This is a genomic window from Mesorhizobium sp. CA12 (genome assembly GCF_020165255.1).
In the GTDB taxonomy this organism is placed as follows: Bacteria; Pseudomonadota; Alphaproteobacteria; order Rhizobiales; family Rhizobiaceae; genus Mesorhizobium.
In genome coordinates this window covers 95,145-114,830 of record NZ_JAIUHT010000010.1, presented here as the reverse complement: position 1 = coordinate 114,830, position 19,686 = coordinate 95,145, and the positions used below count along the sequence as shown (strand labels likewise).

Here is a 19,686-nt window from a genome sequence, read left to right as displayed (position 1 = left end):
GAGATGCCGACCTACCGCCCCGGCCCCGTCTCGCTGCTCCTCGCCGTGCTGGTGGCCCTGTTCCTGCTGATGCCGCTGCTTGCCGTCATCCCGGTGTCGCTGACGCCGAGCCGGATGCTGACCATGCCGACGGGTGAACTGTCGCTGCGCCACTACCGCTCGCTGATCGAGGATCCGCGCTGGTTTGACTCGATCCTGCTTTCGCTCAGGATCGGCATCGTCAGCAGCATCCTTTCAACCGCGCTTGCCCTCACCTTCAGCCTCGGCGTGTGGATGTTTCAGCCGCGCTTCACCGCCGCCCTTGTCGGCTTCGTGCTGTTGCCGATGGTGGTGCCGCCGGTGGTCTCGGCGGTGACGCTCTATTTCCTGCTCACCTCGGTTTCCGGCATCACCTCCTTCTTCGGGTATGATACCTGGCTGGGCGTCGCCATGGCGCATTCGGTGATGACCGTGCCTTTCGCCACGGTGCTCATCCTGGTGTCGCTCAGCCAGCTCGACCGGCGCATCGACCTTGCCGCGCGCGGGCTCGGGGCCAGCGTGTGGGAGCGCGCGACGCGCGTCATCATGCCCAACATCAAGTTCGGCATCGTCACTGCAGCGCTGCTCTCCTTCGTGCTCTCCTGGGAGGAGATCGGCGTGACGCTGTTCATCACCTCGGTCAACGCCATCACCCTGCCGCGCCTGATGTGGATGGGCCTGCGCGACAACATCGACCCGGCGATCGCCGCGCTCTCGGTGATCCTGATCATTATCACCGTTCTGGTGCTCGCCGTGCGCAGCGTCATCACAAGGCAGCGCGGCGCACGCTAGAGCGATGCGTCGGCGGGCGGCAAGGCACATCGTCGACCCGAAACGAAAGAGGCCCGCCGGAGCGGCGAGCCTCTTACGGAGCCGAAGTGGAAGCTTGGCGCCGTCATGATCCGGGGGTGTGGATCGACTCGATATTTAGCCAACAGCGCCCGACCAGGCGACTTACAAATCTGTAATCTTCGGCTGAGCCAGACCCCGCTCATACACAAAAATCATTTACTATCAGCTGCCTGCAGCGGAAATCGGACTTCCAAGCGTCGCCTCTCAAACAAACGTGATGAACCGCCGGGCGAGCGGCATGACAGGAGCAAGGAAACGTGGGCGGGTCATGATGCGGCCGCTTGCACGCAGTCTGCGCCATGGCAGTGCCGCGCCGGACGAAGGCCCCCCGGCCTCGTCCGTGCGTGCCAGTCTGTTCAGGCGGCTTGCGGCCGCCGCATCCTTTCGACCAAGGCCTGCCTTGCCGGTCCGGCGAGCGGCTTGTCCGTCGTCAGCAGGCCATCGAGCAGTGTCAGAAGCTCGCGCGCTGCCGAAGACTTGCAGGAATAATAGACCATCTGACGATCGCGGCGGGTTTCGACAAGACCAAACCTGCGCAGTTTGGCCAGGTGTTGCGACAGCGCCGACTGGCTGAGTTCGACCTTGTCGGCGAGCACGCCGACCGAGAGTTCGCCCTCAGCGAGGTAGTTCATGATGAGCAGACGCTTCTCGTTGCCCATCACCGCAAGAAAGGCTGCCGCGCTTTCTGCGTTGGCGGTAAGTTTCTTGGTGACCATCGATTTCCCCATGGTTCATGCTCTTCCGAAGGCCATGGGGGCAATGGCTTCGGAGTTCCAGAGCGTTGACGGGCCAGCCCCGATTTGGACGGGACCTGCCCTGCTTCTTTTCGACCAGAACCCCTTCGTAACCCGGTTGCCACCACGTCGGGGTTGCTGGTCTCGGACAGAACGCACGGCGCTTTTCTCGACGCAAGTCAATGCAGACTCGGAAAAATTCCGCGCTGCTAATGCGTATCAGCGCAGCGCTCATTCGGCAAGAATATAACGAGGCCGGCAAAACAGCGGTCAGCCGCAGCCGCGGAAGCAGGCCGGCCGAGGCGCCTGACCAAAGAGGCCTGCGGCTATGTACCGGCGACTCACTCCCGATCTTGAAGCATGCTAATATGTTAGCCGGGGCAGAGAGGGGCCGGGCTATTAGGAGGAAGCCATGACCGCTGTGCGCAACACATTCACCCCTGACGAGACGGCCATGCTTGGCCGTGTCTACGCGAACGGCAATGTCGAGGGCGAGACCGCCGAACAGAAGGAAGCGCGCGCTTCGCGCATCATCGCCAATTACATGGCGGGCATCACCGACGAGGCGGAATTGATGGAGCTTTCGCGGCGGCCGCTTGGCAGATGAGCAGCGTGCGCCGCCTTCGTGAGACGGCTTCACGGTAAGTTGACGTTCCGGATCGGAACCACGCGGCAAAATTTCGTGTTCCGACATATTTCGGGAGAGCTTTCGCGATGATCCAGGGATGGTTTTCCAGGCCAGTCGAAGTCGCCGTCGGCGTTTCCGGCTCTATCCGGCATATATCCAACGCGGAGCAAGCCGTCGAACTGCTGACCGGCCAATGGCGCGATGCCGGCAGCGCGCTGCATGGCGCGGCGCTGCGCGCCTGCCGCCGGGCGATCCGCGGCGACATCGCGGCGGACAACGCCAGGGAGGCCTTTATCGTCGCCGCGCGCGAGGCGCATGTGCTGGTGGAATAGAGCGTTTTAAAGGCCCTTGGTCGCGCGATTTAGCGGCCCGGATCGCGCGCCAACCGGTGCCCATGAGCCGGTCCGAACGCGGCCTGTCGCCACCTTAAGATTCTTCGGAACCTAATGCGCGATGGTTGGTTAACGCGCGGGTTCCGCATCGCCTCGCGAACCTGCATCGGGCGCCCATCCGGCGCCGATTGCTTGCTCTAAAGACAATCACAAGAACGGAGGAAGTGATGAACGATGTCTGGTTTTCCGAACCAGTCGTGATCGATTTCCAGCCAAACGGCCAGCGCAAGGTATCAAGCTGTTTCGAGGCGATGGAATGCCTCGACCAGCGCTGGCCGGGGTCGGCGCGCGGCGGCGCCTGGCGCTCGGCAAGCCGTGTCTGCCGCGATGCGCTCGATGGCCTGCGCAGCCCGGTGGAAGCCCGCAAGACACTGCGCAAGGCGGCCAAGGTCGCCGGCCTGCTGGCGTAGCCCTCGATTTTCCAATGGCGTCCCATCAGGGGCGTCGCCAAGCCCGTCACGGTTTCCCATTGCCGCGGCGGGCTTTGTTTTCAATGAGGGCGAAGCGACGCCTGATCAGGCGAAATCGCCAAGCACTTCGGGAAACTGGACCGCCATTGCTCCTTCATCCGCCTGCCGGGCGTAGAGCCGATGCATCTTCGTGCCGTCATATCTGGCCCGGCGGCGCTGCACGTCCTTGCCGAAAAGACCGGCAACAGCATCGAAGCGCCGGAAGAAGCGCTTCATCACGCCGCGCTCGAAGGGTATGCGCTGCTCGAACGGCTTGCCCCAAGGCGTGTCCTTTGCCAGGTCGCGCCATATCCTGAGAGCTTCGAGTTCGACGCCGACCTGATTGCCCCACGGCTTACCGCCCGCGAAATGCCTGGCCCAGGCTTGCGAGAAACGAAAATCTCTCGTTCCGAGCGATTGCAAATTCCAGTTGGGGTGCATCGTCTGCCACTTGCCCTCGAAGACGACGTTCAGGGCATTTTGATCATTCATCTGGCCATGAATGGCGGCCTTGCGCGTCTGCTCCAGCAGGGCGCTCTCCCGGACAGCGTTCATGTCGAAGACGACGACACCGGAATTGAAATACGGCGCGCCGGGCGCCAGCTTGAGCTTTTGCCGGTATGAAGGCCTGAAATACATGTAGTCGTCATGCGCGGCGAGCAGCGGTGCGTGCAGCCGCTGGCCGGCCAAGTCATTGATATCTCTGTTGAAGAGAACATCGCAATCCGTGTATGCGATGCGATCGTACGGCTCGAAAACCGGAAACTGATCGGCGAAAAGCCGAACGTAAGCGGCAATGCTGTATGTTCCAAAGCGAAAGCCGAAATTCGTCATGAAATCCGTGACATCGACCAGCTCGACCTTGGCTTTCAGCAGATGGCGGGCGACTTCAAGGTCCGTTGCGCTTGCACCGGTGTAGAGCAGAAAGCCGTCGATGGGCGTGGAGACATCAATTATCCGGCGCGCCGCCAGGCAGGCATACGGAAAGTAGTTGGCATCGGTCGCCAGGAAGAAACACGACTTCATTTTCCGCTAACCGCTAACCGTCACCTCGTTGTGGTGACTGACACAAAATGCTTTTCGGTGAAAGTCTCGATCGGGCCGGTAAGCGTGTCCGCCTCGGCTTTTATCTTCTTGTCGTCCCAATGCCACCATTGGATGGCGAGCAGCTTTGCGATGATGTCCTGCGAGAAGCGATACCGGATCAGCGCCGCCGGAGACCCGCCGACAATGGCGTAAGGCGGCACGTTCTTCGTGACCACAGCCCCTGCCCCGACGACAGCGCCATCGCCGATCTCGACGCCCGGCAAAATAATGGCGCCGTGGCCGATCCAGACATCATTGCCGATGGTGATGCCGCCCGGTCTGCCGCCATTAGCGATCGGCTCGCGCTGCTTCAGCAATCGGCTATGGATCGGAAACGAAGTTGCCCTGTCGGTCGGATGCTGGCCAGAGCACATGAAAAGCACCTGGCCGGCGACCGAGCAGAAGGCACCGATCTCCAGCGGAGCATCCTTCGAGGGAAAAAGCACCTTCCGCCACGTCACGCCGTAAGTGTGGCGGCCGATCGTGACGTGCTCCGGCAATTTGGAGCGCACATCCCTCAGCCATTTGGAAAGCGCCGACATTCAATATCTCCCCAACGCTCCCGCGACATAGCCTCGGATCGGCCGAACCATCAACAAAGAAACGTGCGAACAGGTGCAAGGAACCGATCCATCGAGGAACTTTTGAGTGGATTGCACAAGCGCGTGTGGTAGTGGGAGGACTTCAGACACTTCTCCCATTTCAGGTCGAATGGACGACGTTTTTGGTTATATCGCGTATGGCGATAACGAGGTTTATCACTTTGGCGCACTGCTCAGCGCGCTTAAGCTTTTGCACAATTGCCCAAGCGCCAAAATAATCGTCGCAACCGACAGACCCGAACTCTTTCGTCAATACCCCGTAGGGACGATCGCTATAACCGCCGACCAGAAAGAGCTGATGTCTTTCGGCTGGCGCTATCATTTTGGTATCAAGGGGGCGTCCTTGATCGAGATTCTGAAGCACGCGGACCGCCTCATCTTCATGGACTCCGACCATTACCCTTATGTCGATCCATCCAGAGGGTTTCGCCAGATTTCTCCGACCCGTTCTTTCATGCGCAAGTGTGAGGGCGAGCATCGGCTTTACCCGGTTCTCACAGGCAAAGGCGTCAAGATCGGAGACTATACCCTGACTGGGCACGAGCCGATGTGGCAAAGCGGAATCCTTGGCATTCATAGAGCCAATGCCAGTGCATTGACGGAGGCCTATTCCGCGATGTTGGCCGTACGCGAATTGACCAACACAGACGCACCGGAGCAGTTTTGCATCGGCGTCGCGCTCTCTCGAAATGGCTTGGCTCTGAGCCGACACCGTCTTCCGGTCAGCGACTACAACACACGCGGCAAAAAGGCTTTCGCCAGTCCGCGCGTGCTGCAGTTCTTCAAGATGTACAGCGACGCTCCAATTGCCGAGCAAATAAGAAGAGCCGGCTGGTATCGCTTGTGGCGAACTCCCATGGACCTGTGGCGCCAGCGGGACAGGTGGTCGCTCTAAGTTGGCTATGAGAGCTCAGGGCAGAAGAAGAATGTCTCGCTGATCGAACACATCGCGAATATTCATTTCCTTTTCGGTTTTGCCACCGAAGACAATACATCGCCTGTAGTGGCTGGAGAGATATTCGGCCATTTCCTCAGTTTTTGCCGGTCCATACCGCCAAGGGCCGTATTCCATGAGAATGGGCACTCGAAGCCGCACCAGTTCAGCCATGGATTTCAGCGCTTCGGGCTCGGCGCCTTCGATATCCATCCATACCAGGCCAACATCCTCAAGGTTGACCTCGGCATCAGCCAGGATGCCGTCCACGCGACGAAGCTGCACCCGAATCGATCGTGAATGGCCATTTGGCTTAACTACGCTGCTCGCGCCAAAATTGTCATCGCCGAAATAGAGATCGATAGAGCCCTCTCTGTCGCCAGCGGCGCATTCAAAGACAGTCACCAGGCTCGAAAGCTCATTGAGCGATAAATTGTGCTTCAGTAGCTTGAGGTTACGTGGATCCGGCTCCACCGAGACTGCTCGATCGAACTTGCCGCTGCGCATTAAATAAACGGTGTGCGTGCCTATATTCGCGCCGAGTTCCAGCAACACCCTTCCCTTCGGAACGCCGACAAGGTCAAGAACCCGATTGGCCAAATCGCGTTGGTAGTGCCCCTTCCGGAACAGGTCCTTGCCGATGGTTTCTCGAGGCGAGAATGTTAGAATGTGATCGTCAAACTGTTTCGTAACGAGAATGACGTCGTCCTTGAGAGCCAGCAGGCTGATAGTCTGAAACCAGTCGAAAGATCTGAGTTTTGCGAACAAACTGTCGCGCAGATGACGGATCGCTTCTTCCACTGGCACGAAAATCTTCATGCAGCCGCTTATGGCTGCAATTTCCCCGTTTGCAAGCGTTCAAGCGAAGCGGCTGTGCTTCAAGCCGTCACTAAGGCCGGGGCATGAAGGGATTTGAAGGACGGACTTCCCTTCCACTTGGCGTCAAGTTATGCACGCCAAATGGGCCTGAAGATTGTCGATATCATAACCAGAGCGCCGGCAGTCATCGCGGCGAAGGAAGCCAGAAATGGCTTAGTGTACAAGGCTTTCGAGCACAGGGGCCGAGCTGCCGGACGCAGTTTTGCAGACCGCCTGAAAGCCACTGGTGCATCGCGTGTCTGTTTTACGGTGGCGTTCAATACACCCTGGGTCATAGATGCGCTGGCCAAGGCATGGGAAATGCACCCGCCGAGAATGACCCTGGCCGTTGTCGACAATTCGACCGATCAGGCGTCGAGACAGGCAATAGAAAGCATCTGCAAACTGAGAGGCGTTCCTTATTTGGCGCTTCCGATGCGGGTGGAAAAACATCTGTCCAGATCGCACGGAACCGCGATAAGCTGGACTTATCATAACATCATACGGCACTTGGAGCCTGAGTTATTCGGCTTCATTGATCATGACTGTTTTCCGGTAATGCCGTTTGACATTCCGGCCAAGATGGAAGGCAAGGCTGTCTACGGCAAGCTGTTCCTTCCAGGTCGAAATCATATCCACGAGCCGAGGCCGACCGATCGACACTGGAATCTATGGGCAGGCTTCTGCTTCTATCGCTTCTCCGCCACGGCGGGACGAAAACTGAATTTCGAACCCCGCTTGAAGATGGGGCTTGATACTGGCGGCGCAAACTGGAACGTCCTTTACTCGCATTTGGACAGGACAAGTGACGTCGCGGTAGCCATCGCTCGGGAAAATCCGATGACGATGGCGGGCGCGGTCGGACACCATGAGATCATCGAGGAAGCATTCTTCCATGTTGCCGGCGTATCCTACCCTGACCGTCCCAGTTATCACCGCAGAACAACCGAGCATCGAAAGCTGATCCGCGACTACGTCTGGAACACATATCTTGGTGGCGCGAGCGGCAGGGTAGCCGAAGACTTTTAAGCGCTGACCAGATCTTCGGGCTTGTCCGCCCGAAAACGCAAGCCAAGCGACACGTCCATGAGTCGGTCCCGCAGAAATACCCCGATCGTCGGCATGACCACAGCCGACAGCGACAAGGCATTCAAGCAAGCCGAGCATCGGCGCGAGCGGCGGGCTGTGAAGGTGCGGCTCGAGTTTGACGAGGAACCGTTGCCCACCAAGGCCTTCGGCAATCCGTGGGCCAGTGAGAAAGACGGCAAGCAATGGCTGACCGAGCCCTCTCCTAAGCTGATGCGGAAGTAAGTCCGCGCAAAACGGCGCCAAAAATGGCGATCCCGGCAGGATTCGAACCTGCGACCATCGGCTTAGAAGGCCGGTGCTCTATCCAGCTGAGCTACGGGACCGTCGGCCGGCCGGGCCGGCTGAGGCGGGTTACGCCAGGCGACGCAAGACCGGGAGTCAGTGCGTCCAGGGCGTCCTGCGGTCATAGCGGAAATTGTCCGAATAGGAAATCTGCCGGCGCTTGGCTTCCTTCGGCTCTTCCACGCGATAGGCGATCTTTTGCTTCTCGGCATAAGCCACAGCCTCTTCCTTCGTCTCGAAGGTGAGCTTCACCTGGCTCAGCATGTCGCCCGAGGTGGTGTAGCCCATCAGCGGATCGATCTTCTTGCGCTGGGCGGGGTCGAATTCCAACACCCAATGTCCTGTCTTGGCCTTGCCGGACTGCATCGCGGTTTTGGCTGGACTGAAAATACGCGCGGACATGACCACCTCTTTGCCGCCCGAAGACCGGGCACCTTTGTTCGGCGCAATATCCGAGACCCTGCAGGATGCCTGAAATCTCGCGCCAATCCGTCATTACTGTGCAATGGCCGCGGCGGCAAGGCCGCAAGCGGCCAGGGGCCCGCCATGACGTAGGGAACCTCACTGGGCTGGCGACATTATCGAAAGGTCGGGCGGCCGGCCCGAGCCGGTCCTACCCTGTGAGGCAAATCAGAACCGGACGTTTCGCCATGACCAATGCAACCGAACACGCCGTCCTGCAGCTTGCTGTCCTTGTCGGCAGCCTGCGCGCCCAGTCCTTCAGCCGCAAGATCGCCAAGGCGCTCGCCGCCCGCGCGCCGGATTCGGTGCGCTGCCGCTTCATCGAGATCGGCGACCTGCCGCTTTACAACGAAGATCTGGATGGCGACAGCCCGCCTGCGGCGTGGTCGGCTTTTCGTGCGGCGATACGCGAATGCGACGCGGTGCTGTTCGTCACCCCGGAATATAACCGCTCGATCCCGGGCTGCCTGAAAAACGCGCTCGATGTCGGCTCGCGTCCGCCGGGCAAGAGCGTGTTCAAGGACCTGCCCGCCGGAGTCGTCAGCGTCAGCCCGAGCAAGATCGGCGCCTTCGGCTCCAACCAGGCGCTTCGGCAGACCTTCGTCTTCCTCGACATGCCCGTGATGCAGCAGCCGGAGGCCTATATCGGCAATGTCGCGGAGCTGCTCGACGATAAGGGCGCCGTCACCAATGCCGACACCGCCGCCTTCCTCGAGAATTTCATGGCCGGCCTGGAAAGCTGGATCAGGAGGGTGCACCCCGGCGGCTCGTCCTTCGATGCCTTCATGAAGCAGCGCGAGAAGATCGCCGAGGACTATGTCAATGGCGATGCCACCTCGCTGAAGGCGATCGTCACCCACGCCGGACCGGCGACGTTTTTCTCGCCGCGCGGCGACCATCTCGAAGGCGCCGAAGCGGTCGCCGGCCGCTACGAACGCGACGCTGCAAGCTTCCACAAGGGCGGCAACACCGACCTTGAGGTGCTGCAGGCTTCGGCAAGCGGCGATTTGGCCTTCTGGAGCGGCTTGCAGCACGCCAAGGCGCGCATCGGCAAGAACGGCGAGGCGACCGAGATGACCCTGCGGGTGACGGAAGTGTTCCGGCTGGAGGATGGCGCGTTCAAGCTGGTGCATCGCCACGCCGACCCGGCTCATTAGCCGGCGCTTGTAAAAATCCGCGACACAATGCCGGACGTCTCGCAACATCCGCCTATTCCTTTTGGCACGTGAGCGGCATATGTCAGATACATGGCCGTGCCAGTTGAAGGCATGATGGCGACGATAAAGACACCAATGGACGCGGAAGCGAAAGTCTTGCCGTCGGGGGTCGGCGAACCAGCGATACTGGAAGGCGCGATGGTCATCGGCGCGGGCGCCGCCGGGCTTGCCGCCGCTTATGCGCTGGCCAAGGCCGATGTGACGGTGCAGGTCCTGGAACGCGAGCAACGGCTGGCCGAGCCCTGGCATCGCCGCCACGACAACCTGCACCTCAACACGCATCGCGACCTTTCCTCGCTGCCGGGCGTATCCTTTCCGGCAGGAACGCCGGCCTTCCCGCACCGCAGCGCCGTCATCGGCCATCTCAACGATTTCGCCGAGAGGCACCGGCTGCCGATAGCCTTCGGCGTCAAGGTCGATGAGATCGAATTTCGTGGCGACCGCTGGCTGCTGCGGACAAGCGCGGGCTTGAAGGCGGCGCGCTATGTGGTGATCGCCACCGGGCGCGACCGGCAACCCTTCATCCCGGCCTGGAAAGGCATGGAGGATTTTTCGGGATCGATCATCCACTCGGCCGATTTCGGCAGGGCGAGCGATTATGCCGGCAAGACGGTGCTGGTGATCGGCGCCGGCAATTCCGGCTTCGACGCGCTCAATCATCTTTCCCGCGTCGAGACGGGCCAGATGTGGCTTTCGGCGCGCAACGGACCTTCGCTGCTGCCCAAGCGTATCGGCAAGATCGCCGTGCACCGCATATCGCCGCTCATGGCGAGCCTACCGACAAGGCTCGCGGACGCGGTGATGGCGGCAACGCAGCGCCTGGTGTTCGGCGACCTTACCAAACACGGCCTGCCCCCCGCCCCGGCGGGCGGCGCAAGCCGGCTCGGCTCCGACTATACGGCGATCGCCGCCGACGACGGCGCGGTCGATGCCATCAAGGCCGGACGCATCATCGTGGTGCCGCAATTGCGCGAATTCAGGCGCGACGGCGTCGTGCTGGACAATGGCCAGACGATCGCGCCCGACATCGTCATTGCCGCCACCGGCTACCGCACGGGGCTGGAGACGATGCTGGGCCGGCTCGGCGTGCTCGACGCCAAGGGCGTGCCGTTGTTCAACGGCGCCGCGAACGACCCGAAGCTGCCCGGACTCTGGTTCACCGGCATGCGGCCGAGCATTCGCGGCTGCTTTGCCAATGCAAGGATCCAGGGCGCTGCGATCGCCAAGAAGATCGCCGGCCAGCAACGCTGAGCCGAACGGTCGCTTTTTGACCTCCGTTTTTGTGTTGCCTTCCGGGCGTGCGCCCCCTATACGCCGCGAGACGTCGGAGTGTAGCGCAGCCTGGTAGCGCACCTGATTTGGGATCAGGGGGTCGCGTGTTCGAATCACGCCACTCCGACCATCATTTCCTTCCCGGAAAGAACCAAGCCGGTCCCGCCCCGGCATCTGGCCAGAGGGGGCTCTCATTTGGCAGCCGTGGTCGTGGCGATCCTCGACAGGGACAATTGGGACGCCAACACAGACATCATCGTCGTCGTGGATGGCGCCAGGCGGCGGCTGACATGGGTGCCGCGCGACTTGTGGTCTCCCCTCATAAGCGACCGCATCAACGCGGCTTTCACCATCGGTGGCGGAAGCTTGCTGCTCGATGCGCTTGCTGAACTGGGATTTGCGGCGCAGAGTGCGATCTGCCTCAGGCGTGGCGCAAGCGAAGCCGCGCTTGCCGAAGCCAGCGTCAGGGTGCCGATCCCCGCGCCACTCGATTTCTGGTATCCACTGACACCGACAAGCCGCATCGAAGACGGGCGCCAACAGGTTTCCTTCCGCCCGCCCGCCGAAACGCTAAGGGGCGCCCGTCTTCATCAGTGGATCGGCGCCCGCAGCATGGTCAACGGACAGGGAAGCGACTTCCACCGCATGCGGCGCCAGATCGTGTTCCTGCGCGCGCTCATCGCCCAGGATTTCGATTTCTGCCTTTTGCTGAAGGATCCGGAACTGGTGCGGATCAGCGGCGGCGATCCGCTCTCCCTGCTTGCCCGCGTCTCAACCAGCTGGCGCATGCGGGTGCATGACTGGGTGGACGACGCCGTCATCGACGGCAAGATGGTCCTAGTCCCGCGCAAGCCGAAGCCATGGTGGCGGCGGCAACTGCGCCGGCTACGGGACAGGCTCAAGGGAAAGCCGACCTAGCCCATTTCCGGATCGCTCAAATCGCGCCTTCGACATCCGTCTTGGAGAAATCCTCGCCGACATAGAGCAGCCGGCAAGCGCGGTCCTTCGCCACCTCATAAGCGAAGCAGTCGCCGAAGTTGAGCGCCGCGGGGTGGATGCCTTTGCCCCATCGTGCGTAAGCCTCGGCAACACGCCGAGCCGCGCCTTCCGTGACTGGCGCAATCTCGAAGCCGAGCCCGTCGAGCAGGGATTGCACTTCCTCGGCCACGCCGCGTCGTGCGGCAACAATCAGGAGCTCGGCTACGGTTCCGGCCGATATCAGAAGTTCGTCTTCCGTTTCAAGCGTAGCGATACAGGCGTCCGCCGCCGGCTCGTCGAGGACGATGGCGATCAAGGCCGAGGTATCGACCGCGATCATTCCGGCAGGCCGTCATCGCCATAGAGGAAATCCTGGCTGCGCGCCGCAGGCGGGCCGGCACTGGCTTTCGCGGCGCCGGAGGCCCGGACGGCCTGCAGCAGGCTCCGGCGGTGCTTCCGGTCCGGCGCGGACCGTACCGGGACGAGACGCACGGCCGCGTGACCGTGGCGGGTCAGGATAATCTCATCTCCAGCCTCGGCGCGCCTCACCAGTTCGGTCAGTTGCCCCTTGGCGTCTGTCACGGATATCTGCATGACAACCCTATATGGACCATGATTTGGTCCATTAAATAGACCATTTGATAGTCTAGCTCAAGGCCGCAGTTCGGAGGAACGGTAAACCCGCCGGGCGAGAACCCCAACACCTCGAGCCCGGCGAGCCTACAACCCGATCAGGAACGCGACCGGGACCGGGATCAACCGGCATTGTCTGCCTTGCAAGAGCGATGCCGGAAAGGCTGTTCCGAAATGGGACGGCTAGGCCGCTGGCTCCTACCGGTTGATCACGGAACACACCGGCTGTGGCTTGAATAATCCCTCGCTTCCAACTTTGTCGCCGGTCTAAGCTTTGAACAAAAGGGGATTTCCCATGCCTGTTGTCGAGGCGGTGCTGTCGCTGATCGGCCCGGCCTATTTAGCCTATTACGGCTTTGCCGTTCCGGTCATGGTGGTCTGGGCAATTCTGTGCGCTGCGCTCTGGGTTTGGAACAACCGGCCGAGCAAGAGACCGGGTGGCGTCGCGCGGTCGCGGTCCGCCAGCCTGATGTTTTTCGTCCTTGTCGCCGCCTGTTACATCGCGGCGCACAGGCGTGTATCTTCTGGCCCAGCATCTGGCCGGGCTATGGGCGTAACCGCCGGGCGCTATCGGTGGCTAAATATCGAACTCGCCCTGCCCTTCGTCCATGGCGCTCACGGTCTCGGCGGCCAAGGCGCGGGTGATCGGCGTCTTGCGTTCGAGTGCGGCGCGGTCGAGGCGCTCGACGACGCGCATGGCGGTCGCGAGCGACCGCTCGATGCGACGCACCAGATATTGCACCACATGCGGCTCGACCTCGACCTGGCGGTCGGCGAAGAGCTTGGTGATGACGCCGGCAAGCAAAAGGTCGTCGGGCTCGTGGATCTCGACCGTCGACGCCGCCTTCAGCCGCGAGATGAGATCGGGCAGCGCGACGCGCCAGGCGGAGGGGAAACGCCGCGCCGTCAAAAGCAGCGTCGAGCCCGCGCCGCGCACGGCGTTGATCAGGTGGAACAGGCCCTGCTCGTCGACCGCCGCCTTGTCGATGTCGTCGATGAGCGCCGGCCTGCTGCCGAGCCCGGCAATGTGCTCGCCGATCCGGCCGGGATCGATGGCGACGGCATGCGTCCGATCCTGCCAGATCCGGGCGAGGTGCGTCTTGCCCGAGCCGGGCGGCCCGGCCAGCACGACCACCGGCGACGGCCAGTCCGGCCAGCGGTCGATCAGCGATGCCGCTTGCGCATTGGTGCCCGAGACGACGAGCTCGTCGCGCGAATAGCCGGTGCCGTGGCCGAGATCGAGCGGCAGCTGGCGCGGCGGGTCGGCTGGCTGAGCCGTCATTTCAGCCCCGCGTCGAGCGATGGCCGCCGCCGCGGTCGGCCGGCAATTGCGGCGCGGGCTGTGTGCCGTTGCCCTTGTAAAGCGGCGATTCCAGATAACGGGCGATGGCGAAGCGCACCAGCACGGCAATCGCCGCCGAGGCCGGCACGGCAATCAAAAGGCCGACGAAGCCGAACAGCGCGCCGAAGGCAAACAGCGCGAACATCAGCCACACCGGATGCAGGCCGACGCTCTTTCCGACCAGCCGCGGCTGCAGGATGTTGCCCTCGATGAACTGGCCGACGAAGAACACGCAGGCCACGGCGACCACCATGGTCCAGTCCGGCCAGAACTGGACGAAGGCGACGCCGACGGCGAGCACCAGCCCGGTCAAAGAGCCGACATAGGGGATGAAGGAGATCAGCCCGGCGAAGAAGCCGATGAGGATGGCGAAGTTCAGGCCGGTCAGCGTCAGGCCCGTGGCATACATGGCGCCGAGCACCAGGCAAAGCGTGCCCTGCCCGCGTACGAAGCCGGCGGTGGCGGTGTTGATGTCGCGGGCAAGCGCGCGCACCGTCTCGACATGATCGCGCGGCACCCAGCCGTCGACCTCGGCCACCATGCGGTCCCAGTCGAGCAGCATGTAGAAGGCGACGACCGGGGTGACGACGAACAGGCTCACCACCGAGACCAGCGCCACGCCGGAGCTCCAGATCGAGGTGAAGACGGTGGTGAGCAGGCTGAAGCCGGAGGTGAGCAGCGAATTCAGCCCGTCGCGCAGACCGGCGGCGTTGACGCCGAAACGCTGCTCCAGCCACTTCGGGTCGAAACTGGTGATCAGCGATTGCAGGCGGGTGAGATATTCCGGCAGCTTGCGGGCGAAATCGGCCATCTGGGTGGCCAGCACCGGCACCAGGATAACCAAGGCCAGCACCACCACGACGATGAAGGCAATCAGGATCACCACGGTCGCCATCAGGCGCGAGAGGCCGAGCCGCTGCAGCCAGTCGGCGACCGGGTCGAGGAAATAGGCGAGCACCATGCCGGCGACGAAAGGCAGGAGGATGCCCGAGAAAATGTAGAGGAACAGCGCCAGCAGGACCGCCGTCGCCAGCCAGAAGAAGACCTGGCGGCGAAGCCCGCCCGAGCTGTCGTCGGCCTCAATCACCGCGGCTTCGCCGTCAGGCGCCCGTGTTGGAGCCGCCCGATTTGCCGATGCCCGACTTGATGTCGCCGGTTTGGGAGTTGCTCGTTCGGGAGCCTTCGCCATAGCCGCTCATATGCCTTAGCCAGGCCACGAGATAGGCTGCGGCCGAAGCCACGGTCAAGACCCCGGTCAGCAATATGAGCGCGGTCCGCAACGGGTCCAGGTGCACGGAAAAGGCAAGTTCGCCCAGCACAAGCGCCGCCAGCACGATCTGCGCGGCGGTGTTGGCCTTCGACACGAAGAGCGGCTTGACCTCGACGGGATGGCTCATCACGCTGGACAAGAGCACGGCGCAGACGATGAGCCCGTCGCGCGAGACCACGGTCACCACCAGCCAAAGCGGCAGTTCGCCGGCAAAACCCATGACGACGAAGACCGAGACCAGCAGAAGCTTGTCCGCGATCGGATCGAGATAGGCGCCGAGGCTGGACGACTGGTTCCAGCGACGCGCGATAAAGCCATCGACGCCGTCGGAGATGCCGGCAACGAGGAATCCGGCAAAGGCCCAGTCCCAATGCGCCTGCAGCATGGCGAGCACCACTGCGGGCACGAGCAGCAGCCGCATGATCGTGATCATGTTGGGAAGGGTCACGTGATGTCCCGTCGCGATTTTTATTGGAGAATAGATGATGGAGATAAGTAAATTGGGCAAGAGAGGAGCGGCGCTGAAGCTGCCGATCTCCCCTCTTGCAGGGGAGATGCCTGGCAAGGCAGAGGGGTGCTGTCCCTCGGCATATCGGAGTTCTTCTTTCGCCGTGTCGTCAGAACCATTATCGACGCTGGTATTCCTTCACACCCCGTGTCCTGCCGGACATCTCCCCCGCAAAGGGGGGAGATTGGCCATCTCGGCCTTCGCCAATCGCCTATGTCGGTGCTCACTTTCCACGCTTTTGTCGGCGGAAACGACGGCCATCCTTGCTCCCCGAAACCATTCATGCGAAGAGCCGGCAATGGAAACGAGGACGAGCCGACGATGAGCAAGGGCGACAAGGCCGAGCGCAAAAACGGGCTCACCTACGCCGAGGCTGGCGTCGACATCGATGCCGGCAATCTGATGGTCGAGAAGATCAAGCCGCTGGTGCGCGCCACGCGCCGGCCGGGCGCCGATGGCGAGATCGGCGGCTTCGGCGGACTGTTCGACCTGAAGGCCGCCGGCTTCACCGATCCGGTGCTGGTCGCGGCCAATGACGGTGTGGGCACCAAGCTCAAGATCGCCATCGATGCCGGCAAGCACGACACGATCGGCATCGATCTCGTCGCCATGTGCGTCAACGACATCGTCGTGCAGGGCGCCGAGCCGCTGTTCTTCCTCGATTATTTCGCCACCGGCAAGCTCGACCCGGACCAGGGCGCTTCAATCGTCGGCGGCATCGCGCAAGGTTGCCGGCAGGCCGGCTGCGCGCTGATCGGCGGCGAGACCGCCGAGATGCCGGGCATGTATCACGACAAGGATTACGACCTTGCGGGCTTCGCCGTGGGCGCCGCCGAGCGCGGCCAGCTGCTGCCGACCGACGACATTGTCGAAGGCGACGTGCTGCTCGGCCTTGCCTCGTCCGGCCTGCACTCCAACGGCTTTTCGCTGGTGCGCCGGATCGTCGCCGCGAGCGGCCTTAGCTGGAGCGATGCGGCGTCATTCAACGAGGAGCTCAGCCTCGCCGAGGCGCTGCTCGAGCCAACGCGCATCTATGTGAAGTCGATCCTGAAAGCGATCCGCAACACGCATGGCATCAAGGCGCTGGCCCATATCACCGGCGGCGGTTTCCCGGAAAACATTCCGCGCGTTTTGCCCAAAGATTTTTCCGCCGAGCTCGACCTCGAAGCGATCGACGTGCCGCCGGTGTTCTCGTGGCTGGCCAAGACCGGCGGCGTCGCGCCGGAAGAGATGATGCGCACCTTCAATTGCGGCATCGGCATGATCCTCGCGGTCGCCTCCGGCCAGGCGGCGCAGGTCGCGGCGGTGCTGCAGGAAGCCGGCGAGACGGTGACGCCGATCGGCCGCATCGTGCCGCGCCGCGACGCCGGCGTCATCTATCGGGGCTCGATCGGCCTATGAGCAGGAAACGCACGGTCGTCCTGATCTCGGGACGCGGCTCCAACATGACGGCGCTGATCGCGGCCGCCGCCGATCCAATCTATCCGGCGGAAATCGTCGGCGTCATTTCCGACCGCCCCAACGCGGCCGGCCTCGGCATCGCCCAGTCGCGCGGCATCGCCACCAAGGTCATCCAGCGCGCCGACCATCCGACCAAGGATGCCTATGACGCTGCGCTCGACGCCGCGCTTGTCGGCTTCGGCGCCGACATCGTTGCCCTGGCCGGCTATATGCGGATCCTCGGCCGCGGCTTGGTCGAGAAATGGCAGGGGCGCATGGTCAACATCCACCCTGCCCTGCTGCCGGCCTTCAAGGGTCTGGACACGCATGCGCGGGCCATCCGCGCCGGTGTTCGCATCCATGGCTGCTCGGTGCATTTCGTCACGCCCGAGATGGATGACGGCCCGATCATCGCGCAGGCCGCCGTGCCGGTGATGGTCGGCGACAATGAGGACACGCTTGCCGCGCGCGTGCTGAAGGTGGAGCACCGGCTCTATCCGCTGGCGCTGGGTCTGGTCGCCGAAGGCAAGGCGCGCATGGAAAAGGGCCACACCGTGCTTGCCCATTTCGCCGACGACGCCGACAACGCCACCTCGGTGGTGATGGCGCCCGACCCGCTGCGCGAGGAGACCGACCTCGAGCAGCTGGCGCGGATCACGCCGTAGAGGCTGCAATGCCCCTGAGACAACTTCTTATCCTCCGCCACGCCAAGTCGAGTCGGGACGATCCCAAGCTTGAGGATTTCGACCGGCCGCTAGCCGCGCGCGGCTTAAAGACGGCGCCGCTGATGGGGCGGGAGCTTGCCCAGCGCGGTTGGCTGCCGGATCTGGCGCTGGTGTCGCCGGCGCTGCGCACGCGCGATACCTGGCGGCTGGTTGCGGCCGAACTCCCGAAGAACGTGCCGGCGCAATTCGCCGACGAACTCTACGAGGCGGCTGCCGGTGCGATCCTGGCGCGCGTGCGGCAGGCCAAGGCAGCGAGCCTGATAGTGATCGGCCACAATCCCGGCCTGCAGCACTATGTGTTGCGGCTGGCCGGCCCCGGAACGGATGAGAGCGTTTTCAAGAAGATCGAAGCGAAGTTTCCGACGGCAGCTCTTGTCCGGTTCACGCTGGACAAGGATTGGGCCGATCTCGACTTCCGTGGCGCCCGACTGACGCATTTTGTTCGGCCGAAGGATTTGACGTAGCCCGAAGCCTGGCGGCCCATAAGCAAGGCGGCGGGCAAGCCCGCCGCCTTCAATATTTTCAAAGACGAGCTCAATTGCCCCAGTTATCCGATGGCGGACCCGGCCAATCCGCAGCGCCGGTCGCGCCAGTCTTCATCTCGGTATCGACCTTCGGGGCCGGCTTGACTGTGTTGTGCTTCGGGATCGAAGCCGTGACGCTGGTGTCGGGGCCAACGGTGGCTGCCTGGTTGACGCCATCGGCGCCGTAGTGGTCGCTGCCGGCGAAGGCGGAGCCCATCGCGAGAAGCATTGCGACAGTGGTGAGAGCGATCCTGGTCATTTCGGTTTTCCTTGTCCGTTTGGTTTCGTCGGGCGATGGCTTTGGGAGGATGGCCCCGCTGCCGAAAAGACCCGCGGCGGCCTGGGTTTATTCCCGGCGCGTTCGCTTTTCAGCTGCCATGGCAGTGTCGGATCGGACGTCGCTCAGAAAAAGGCAAACGATTACAAATGCTTGTGATGACAAATACTTGTGATGCGATTCAAACGGCGTTAGCCGGCTGCAGAAAAACAGAGCGGCGGGACAAGCCCGCCGCCTGCTTTTTTCCGGGTCGGATCAGTGGTTGCCGAACAGGTTGTGATCGGTGCCCTGCACCACCGGCCTTCGGACATCCGCGTCCGACTTCGCGATCGAGGTCGTCACAGTCCGGTCGATGGTGACAGCCGGCTGTTTGGCATTGGCCGCTCCGTAATTGTCCGAGCTGGCGAAAGCGGCGCCCGTGGCGACAAGCAGAGCGACGGCGGTAAGAGCGATCTTGGTCATTTGAGTTACTTCAGATTTGAAGGTTATGGTTGAAGCGGGTTAGGAGGCGCGCCGGTTAGCGGCCCCAGATGCCTTGGCCCGACGGCGGCTGGTTCTGATCAGGTGTGATGTGGAACTCGCGCTGCTCGAACTTGTCGAGCTTGCGGATCGAACCGGTGACGGTGTTGTCGACGTTGCCCGCGGGGGCCGTTACGGCCGGCTGGTTGACATTGTCGGAACCGTAGTGGTCGCTGCCAGCGAAAGCGCTGCCCGTGGCAATGAGGAAAGCAGCGGCGGCAAAAGCAATCTTGTTCATTTCAGATACTCCAGATTTCAAAAGTCGTGTCCGTCTAGTGGCGTGCCGTAATGGAAATTCGCGTCGCTCGGACCACCCCGAAATGGGTCGGCCCTGTTGCCATTTCCAATCACGAAAAGTTGTGAACCGAACCGTTCGGTTCGATTTTGAAATTAACTGAACTACGCAGCGGCCACATTCTTATTGTTTGATATCAGTCAGTTACGGGGATCGTCGCGCGATGCGGCACCTGGATAACGGGAGCCGGTGTTCACCCCGGCTATACGAACCGTCAACATTAATTGAACCGAACGGTTCGGTTTTATCACTTGCACGACCGAACAGGTGGCTCGGCAGGCACCATGACCGGGGTGGCGG

General features: G+C 62.2%; 26 protein-coding genes, 2 tRNA genes and 1 pseudogene. 15 read left to right on the top strand and 14 right to left on the bottom strand.

Features of this window, described 5'->3' with window-relative positions:
- Positions 1-3: 3 nt before the first annotated feature.
- Complete coding sequence (locus LB520_RS17990; RefSeq protein WP_224638346.1) at positions 4-810, top strand: ABC transporter permease; 807 nt, start codon at positions 4-6, stop codon at positions 808-810.
- 416 nt (positions 811-1,226) lie between these two features.
- Here the strand turns inward: LB520_RS17990 and LB520_RS17985 are convergent, their stop codons facing one another.
- Positions 1,227-1,586 carry an ArsR/SmtB family transcription factor gene (locus LB520_RS17985; RefSeq protein WP_095767198.1) on the bottom strand — a complete coding sequence of 120 codons (360 nt, stop codon included), beginning with the start codon at positions 1,584-1,586 and terminating at the stop codon, positions 1,227-1,229.
- 430 nt (positions 1,587-2,016) lie between these two features.
- On the opposite strand from LB520_RS17985, the gene LB520_RS17980 reads away from it, so the two are divergent.
- The 3 genes from LB520_RS17980 to LB520_RS17970 all read left to right on the top strand — a co-directional run bounded on the left by LB520_RS17980 (position 2,017) and on the right by LB520_RS17970 (position 3,034).
- Positions 2,017-2,211, top strand: a complete 195-nt coding sequence (locus tag LB520_RS17980; protein ID WP_095767104.1) for a hypothetical protein — start codon at positions 2,017-2,019, stop codon at positions 2,209-2,211.
- A gap of 107 nt (positions 2,212-2,318) precedes the next feature.
- A complete protein-coding gene (locus LB520_RS17975; RefSeq protein WP_095767103.1) occupies positions 2,319-2,564 on the top strand; it encodes a DUF982 domain-containing protein in 246 nt (81 codons plus the stop codon).
- Between the two features lie 227 nt (positions 2,565-2,791).
- Positions 2,792-3,034 carry a DUF982 domain-containing protein gene (locus LB520_RS17970; protein ID WP_224638345.1) on the top strand — a complete coding sequence of 81 codons (243 nt, stop codon included), beginning with the start codon at positions 2,792-2,794 and terminating at the stop codon, positions 3,032-3,034.
- A gap of 105 nt (positions 3,035-3,139) precedes the next feature.
- Here LB520_RS17970 and LB520_RS17965 read toward each other — a convergent pair whose 3' ends face one another.
- Both LB520_RS17965 and LB520_RS29300 read right to left on the bottom strand, forming a co-directional pair.
- Entirely contained in the window at positions 3,140-4,099 is a 960-nt protein-coding gene (locus LB520_RS17965; RefSeq protein WP_224524858.1) for a glycosyltransferase family 8 protein, read from the bottom strand.
- Positions 4,100-4,119: 20 nt separating this feature from the next.
- Positions 4,120-4,701, bottom strand: coding sequence for a CatB-related O-acetyltransferase (locus LB520_RS29300; protein WP_318011872.1), 582 nt, complete (start codon positions 4,699-4,701; stop codon positions 4,120-4,122).
- A gap of 169 nt (positions 4,702-4,870) precedes the next feature.
- On the opposite strand from LB520_RS29300, the gene LB520_RS17955 reads away from it, so the two are divergent.
- Positions 4,871-5,656 carry a hypothetical protein gene (locus tag LB520_RS17955; RefSeq protein WP_224638344.1) on the top strand — a complete coding sequence of 262 codons (786 nt, stop codon included), beginning with the start codon at positions 4,871-4,873 and terminating at the stop codon, positions 5,654-5,656.
- Between the two features lie 15 nt (positions 5,657-5,671).
- On the opposite strand, the gene LB520_RS17950 is transcribed toward LB520_RS17955, so the two are convergent.
- A complete protein-coding gene (locus LB520_RS17950) occupies positions 5,672-6,514 on the bottom strand; it encodes an FkbM family methyltransferase (protein ID WP_224524866.1) in 843 nt (280 codons plus the stop codon).
- Positions 6,515-6,655: 141 nt separating this feature from the next.
- On the opposite strand from LB520_RS17950, the gene LB520_RS17945 reads away from it, so the two are divergent.
- Both LB520_RS17945 and LB520_RS17940 read left to right on the top strand, forming a co-directional pair.
- Positions 6,656-7,582: a hypothetical protein gene (locus LB520_RS17945; protein WP_224524869.1), complete on the top strand. Its 927-nt coding sequence runs from the start codon at positions 6,656-6,658 to the stop codon at positions 7,580-7,582.
- Positions 7,583-7,675: 93 nt separating this feature from the next.
- On the top strand, positions 7,676-7,864 hold the full coding sequence (locus LB520_RS17940) for a hypothetical protein (RefSeq protein WP_095816414.1): 189 nt from the start codon (positions 7,676-7,678) through the stop codon (positions 7,862-7,864).
- Positions 7,865-7,888: 24 nt separating this feature from the next.
- Here LB520_RS17940 and LB520_RS17935 read toward each other — a convergent pair.
- Together LB520_RS17935 and LB520_RS17930 are read right to left on the bottom strand one after the other, a co-directional pair.
- Positions 7,889-7,965, bottom strand: a tRNA-Arg gene (locus LB520_RS17935).
- A 55-nt stretch (positions 7,966-8,020) separates the two neighbouring features.
- Positions 8,021-8,326, bottom strand: a complete 306-nt coding sequence (locus tag LB520_RS17930) for an ETC complex I subunit (protein WP_095767098.1) — start codon at positions 8,324-8,326, stop codon at positions 8,021-8,023.
- Between the two features lie 248 nt (positions 8,327-8,574).
- Here LB520_RS17930 and LB520_RS29395 point away from each other — a divergent pair.
- The 5 genes and pseudogenes from LB520_RS29395 to LB520_RS17905 all read left to right on the top strand — a co-directional run.
- Positions 8,575-9,135: pseudogene (locus LB520_RS29395) on the top strand (NADPH-dependent FMN reductase); the annotation flags it as partial.
- Positions 9,109-9,543: a nuclear transport factor 2 family protein gene (locus LB520_RS29390; protein WP_176477007.1), complete on the top strand. Its 435-nt coding sequence runs from the start codon at positions 9,109-9,111 to the stop codon at positions 9,541-9,543. The pseudogene LB520_RS29395 and the gene LB520_RS29390, both read left to right, overlap by 27 nt.
- A gap of 135 nt (positions 9,544-9,678) precedes the next feature.
- On the top strand, positions 9,679-10,854 hold the full coding sequence (locus LB520_RS17915; protein WP_224627782.1) for a flavin-containing monooxygenase: 1,176 nt from the start codon (positions 9,679-9,681) through the stop codon (positions 10,852-10,854).
- Between the two features lie 74 nt (positions 10,855-10,928).
- Positions 10,929-11,005 (top strand) — tRNA-Pro (locus LB520_RS17910).
- A 65-nt stretch (positions 11,006-11,070) separates the two neighbouring features.
- The gene (locus LB520_RS17905; protein ID WP_141245331.1) at positions 11,071-11,793 is read left to right on the top strand and encodes a hypothetical protein; all 723 of its coding nucleotides are present in this window, start codon (positions 11,071-11,073) and stop codon (positions 11,791-11,793) included.
- A 16-nt stretch (positions 11,794-11,809) separates the two neighbouring features.
- Here LB520_RS17905 and LB520_RS17900 read toward each other — a convergent pair whose 3' ends face one another.
- The 5 genes from LB520_RS17900 to LB520_RS17880 form a co-directional block, all read right to left on the bottom strand.
- Positions 11,810-12,193: a type II toxin-antitoxin system VapC family toxin gene (locus tag LB520_RS17900; RefSeq protein ID WP_140846093.1), complete on the bottom strand. Its 384-nt coding sequence runs from the start codon at positions 12,191-12,193 to the stop codon at positions 11,810-11,812.
- A complete protein-coding gene (locus tag LB520_RS17895) occupies positions 12,190-12,447 on the bottom strand; it encodes a type II toxin-antitoxin system Phd/YefM family antitoxin (RefSeq protein ID WP_140846092.1) in 258 nt (85 codons plus the stop codon). The genes LB520_RS17900 and LB520_RS17895 overlap by 4 nt, the downstream gene beginning before the upstream one ends.
- A gap of 616 nt (positions 12,448-13,063) precedes the next feature.
- Positions 13,064-13,768 (bottom strand): DnaA regulatory inactivator HdaA, encoded by a 705-nt coding sequence (hdaA, locus tag LB520_RS17890; protein ID WP_224605739.1) that lies wholly within the window; start codon positions 13,766-13,768, stop codon positions 13,064-13,066.
- A gap of 1 nt (position 13,769) precedes the next feature.
- Complete coding sequence (locus LB520_RS17885; protein ID WP_411966478.1) at positions 13,770-15,017, bottom strand: AI-2E family transporter; 1,248 nt, start codon at positions 15,015-15,017, stop codon at positions 13,770-13,772.
- Complete coding sequence (locus LB520_RS17880) at positions 14,929-15,546, bottom strand: CDP-alcohol phosphatidyltransferase family protein (protein WP_140846090.1); 618 nt, start codon at positions 15,544-15,546, stop codon at positions 14,929-14,931. Before LB520_RS17880 ends, LB520_RS17885 begins: the two co-directional genes overlap by 89 nt.
- A 381-nt stretch (positions 15,547-15,927) precedes the next feature.
- Here LB520_RS17880 and purM point away from each other — a divergent pair, with 381 nt between their 5' ends.
- From purM to LB520_RS17865, 3 genes are read left to right on the top strand one after another with little or no spacing between them, the layout of a single operon-like run.
- Entirely contained in the window at positions 15,928-17,007 is a 1,080-nt protein-coding gene (gene purM, locus LB520_RS17875; protein WP_224524875.1) for a phosphoribosylformylglycinamidine cyclo-ligase, read from the top strand.
- Positions 17,004-17,711 (top strand): phosphoribosylglycinamide formyltransferase, encoded by a 708-nt coding sequence (gene purN, locus LB520_RS17870; protein WP_224524876.1) that lies wholly within the window; start codon positions 17,004-17,006, stop codon positions 17,709-17,711. Before purM ends, purN begins: the two co-directional genes overlap by 4 nt.
- Before the next feature lie 8 nt (positions 17,712-17,719).
- Positions 17,720-18,235: a SixA phosphatase family protein gene (locus LB520_RS17865; protein ID WP_224544013.1), complete on the top strand. Its 516-nt coding sequence runs from the start codon at positions 17,720-17,722 to the stop codon at positions 18,233-18,235.
- Between the two features lie 70 nt (positions 18,236-18,305).
- On the opposite strand, the gene LB520_RS17860 is transcribed toward LB520_RS17865, so the two are convergent.
- The 3 genes from LB520_RS17860 to LB520_RS17850 all read right to left on the bottom strand — a co-directional run bounded on the left by LB520_RS17860 (position 18,306) and on the right by LB520_RS17850 (position 19,329).
- Complete coding sequence (locus tag LB520_RS17860) at positions 18,306-18,554, bottom strand: DUF680 domain-containing protein (RefSeq protein ID WP_224638343.1); 249 nt, start codon at positions 18,552-18,554, stop codon at positions 18,306-18,308.
- Between the two features lie 273 nt (positions 18,555-18,827).
- On the bottom strand, positions 18,828-19,034 hold the full coding sequence (locus tag LB520_RS17855) for a DUF680 domain-containing protein (RefSeq protein ID WP_095767086.1): 207 nt from the start codon (positions 19,032-19,034) through the stop codon (positions 18,828-18,830).
- Positions 19,035-19,089: 55 nt separating this feature from the next.
- Positions 19,090-19,329, bottom strand: coding sequence for a DUF680 domain-containing protein (locus tag LB520_RS17850; RefSeq protein WP_224544014.1), 240 nt, complete (start codon positions 19,327-19,329; stop codon positions 19,090-19,092).
- Between the last annotated feature and the right edge of the window lie 357 nt (positions 19,330-19,686).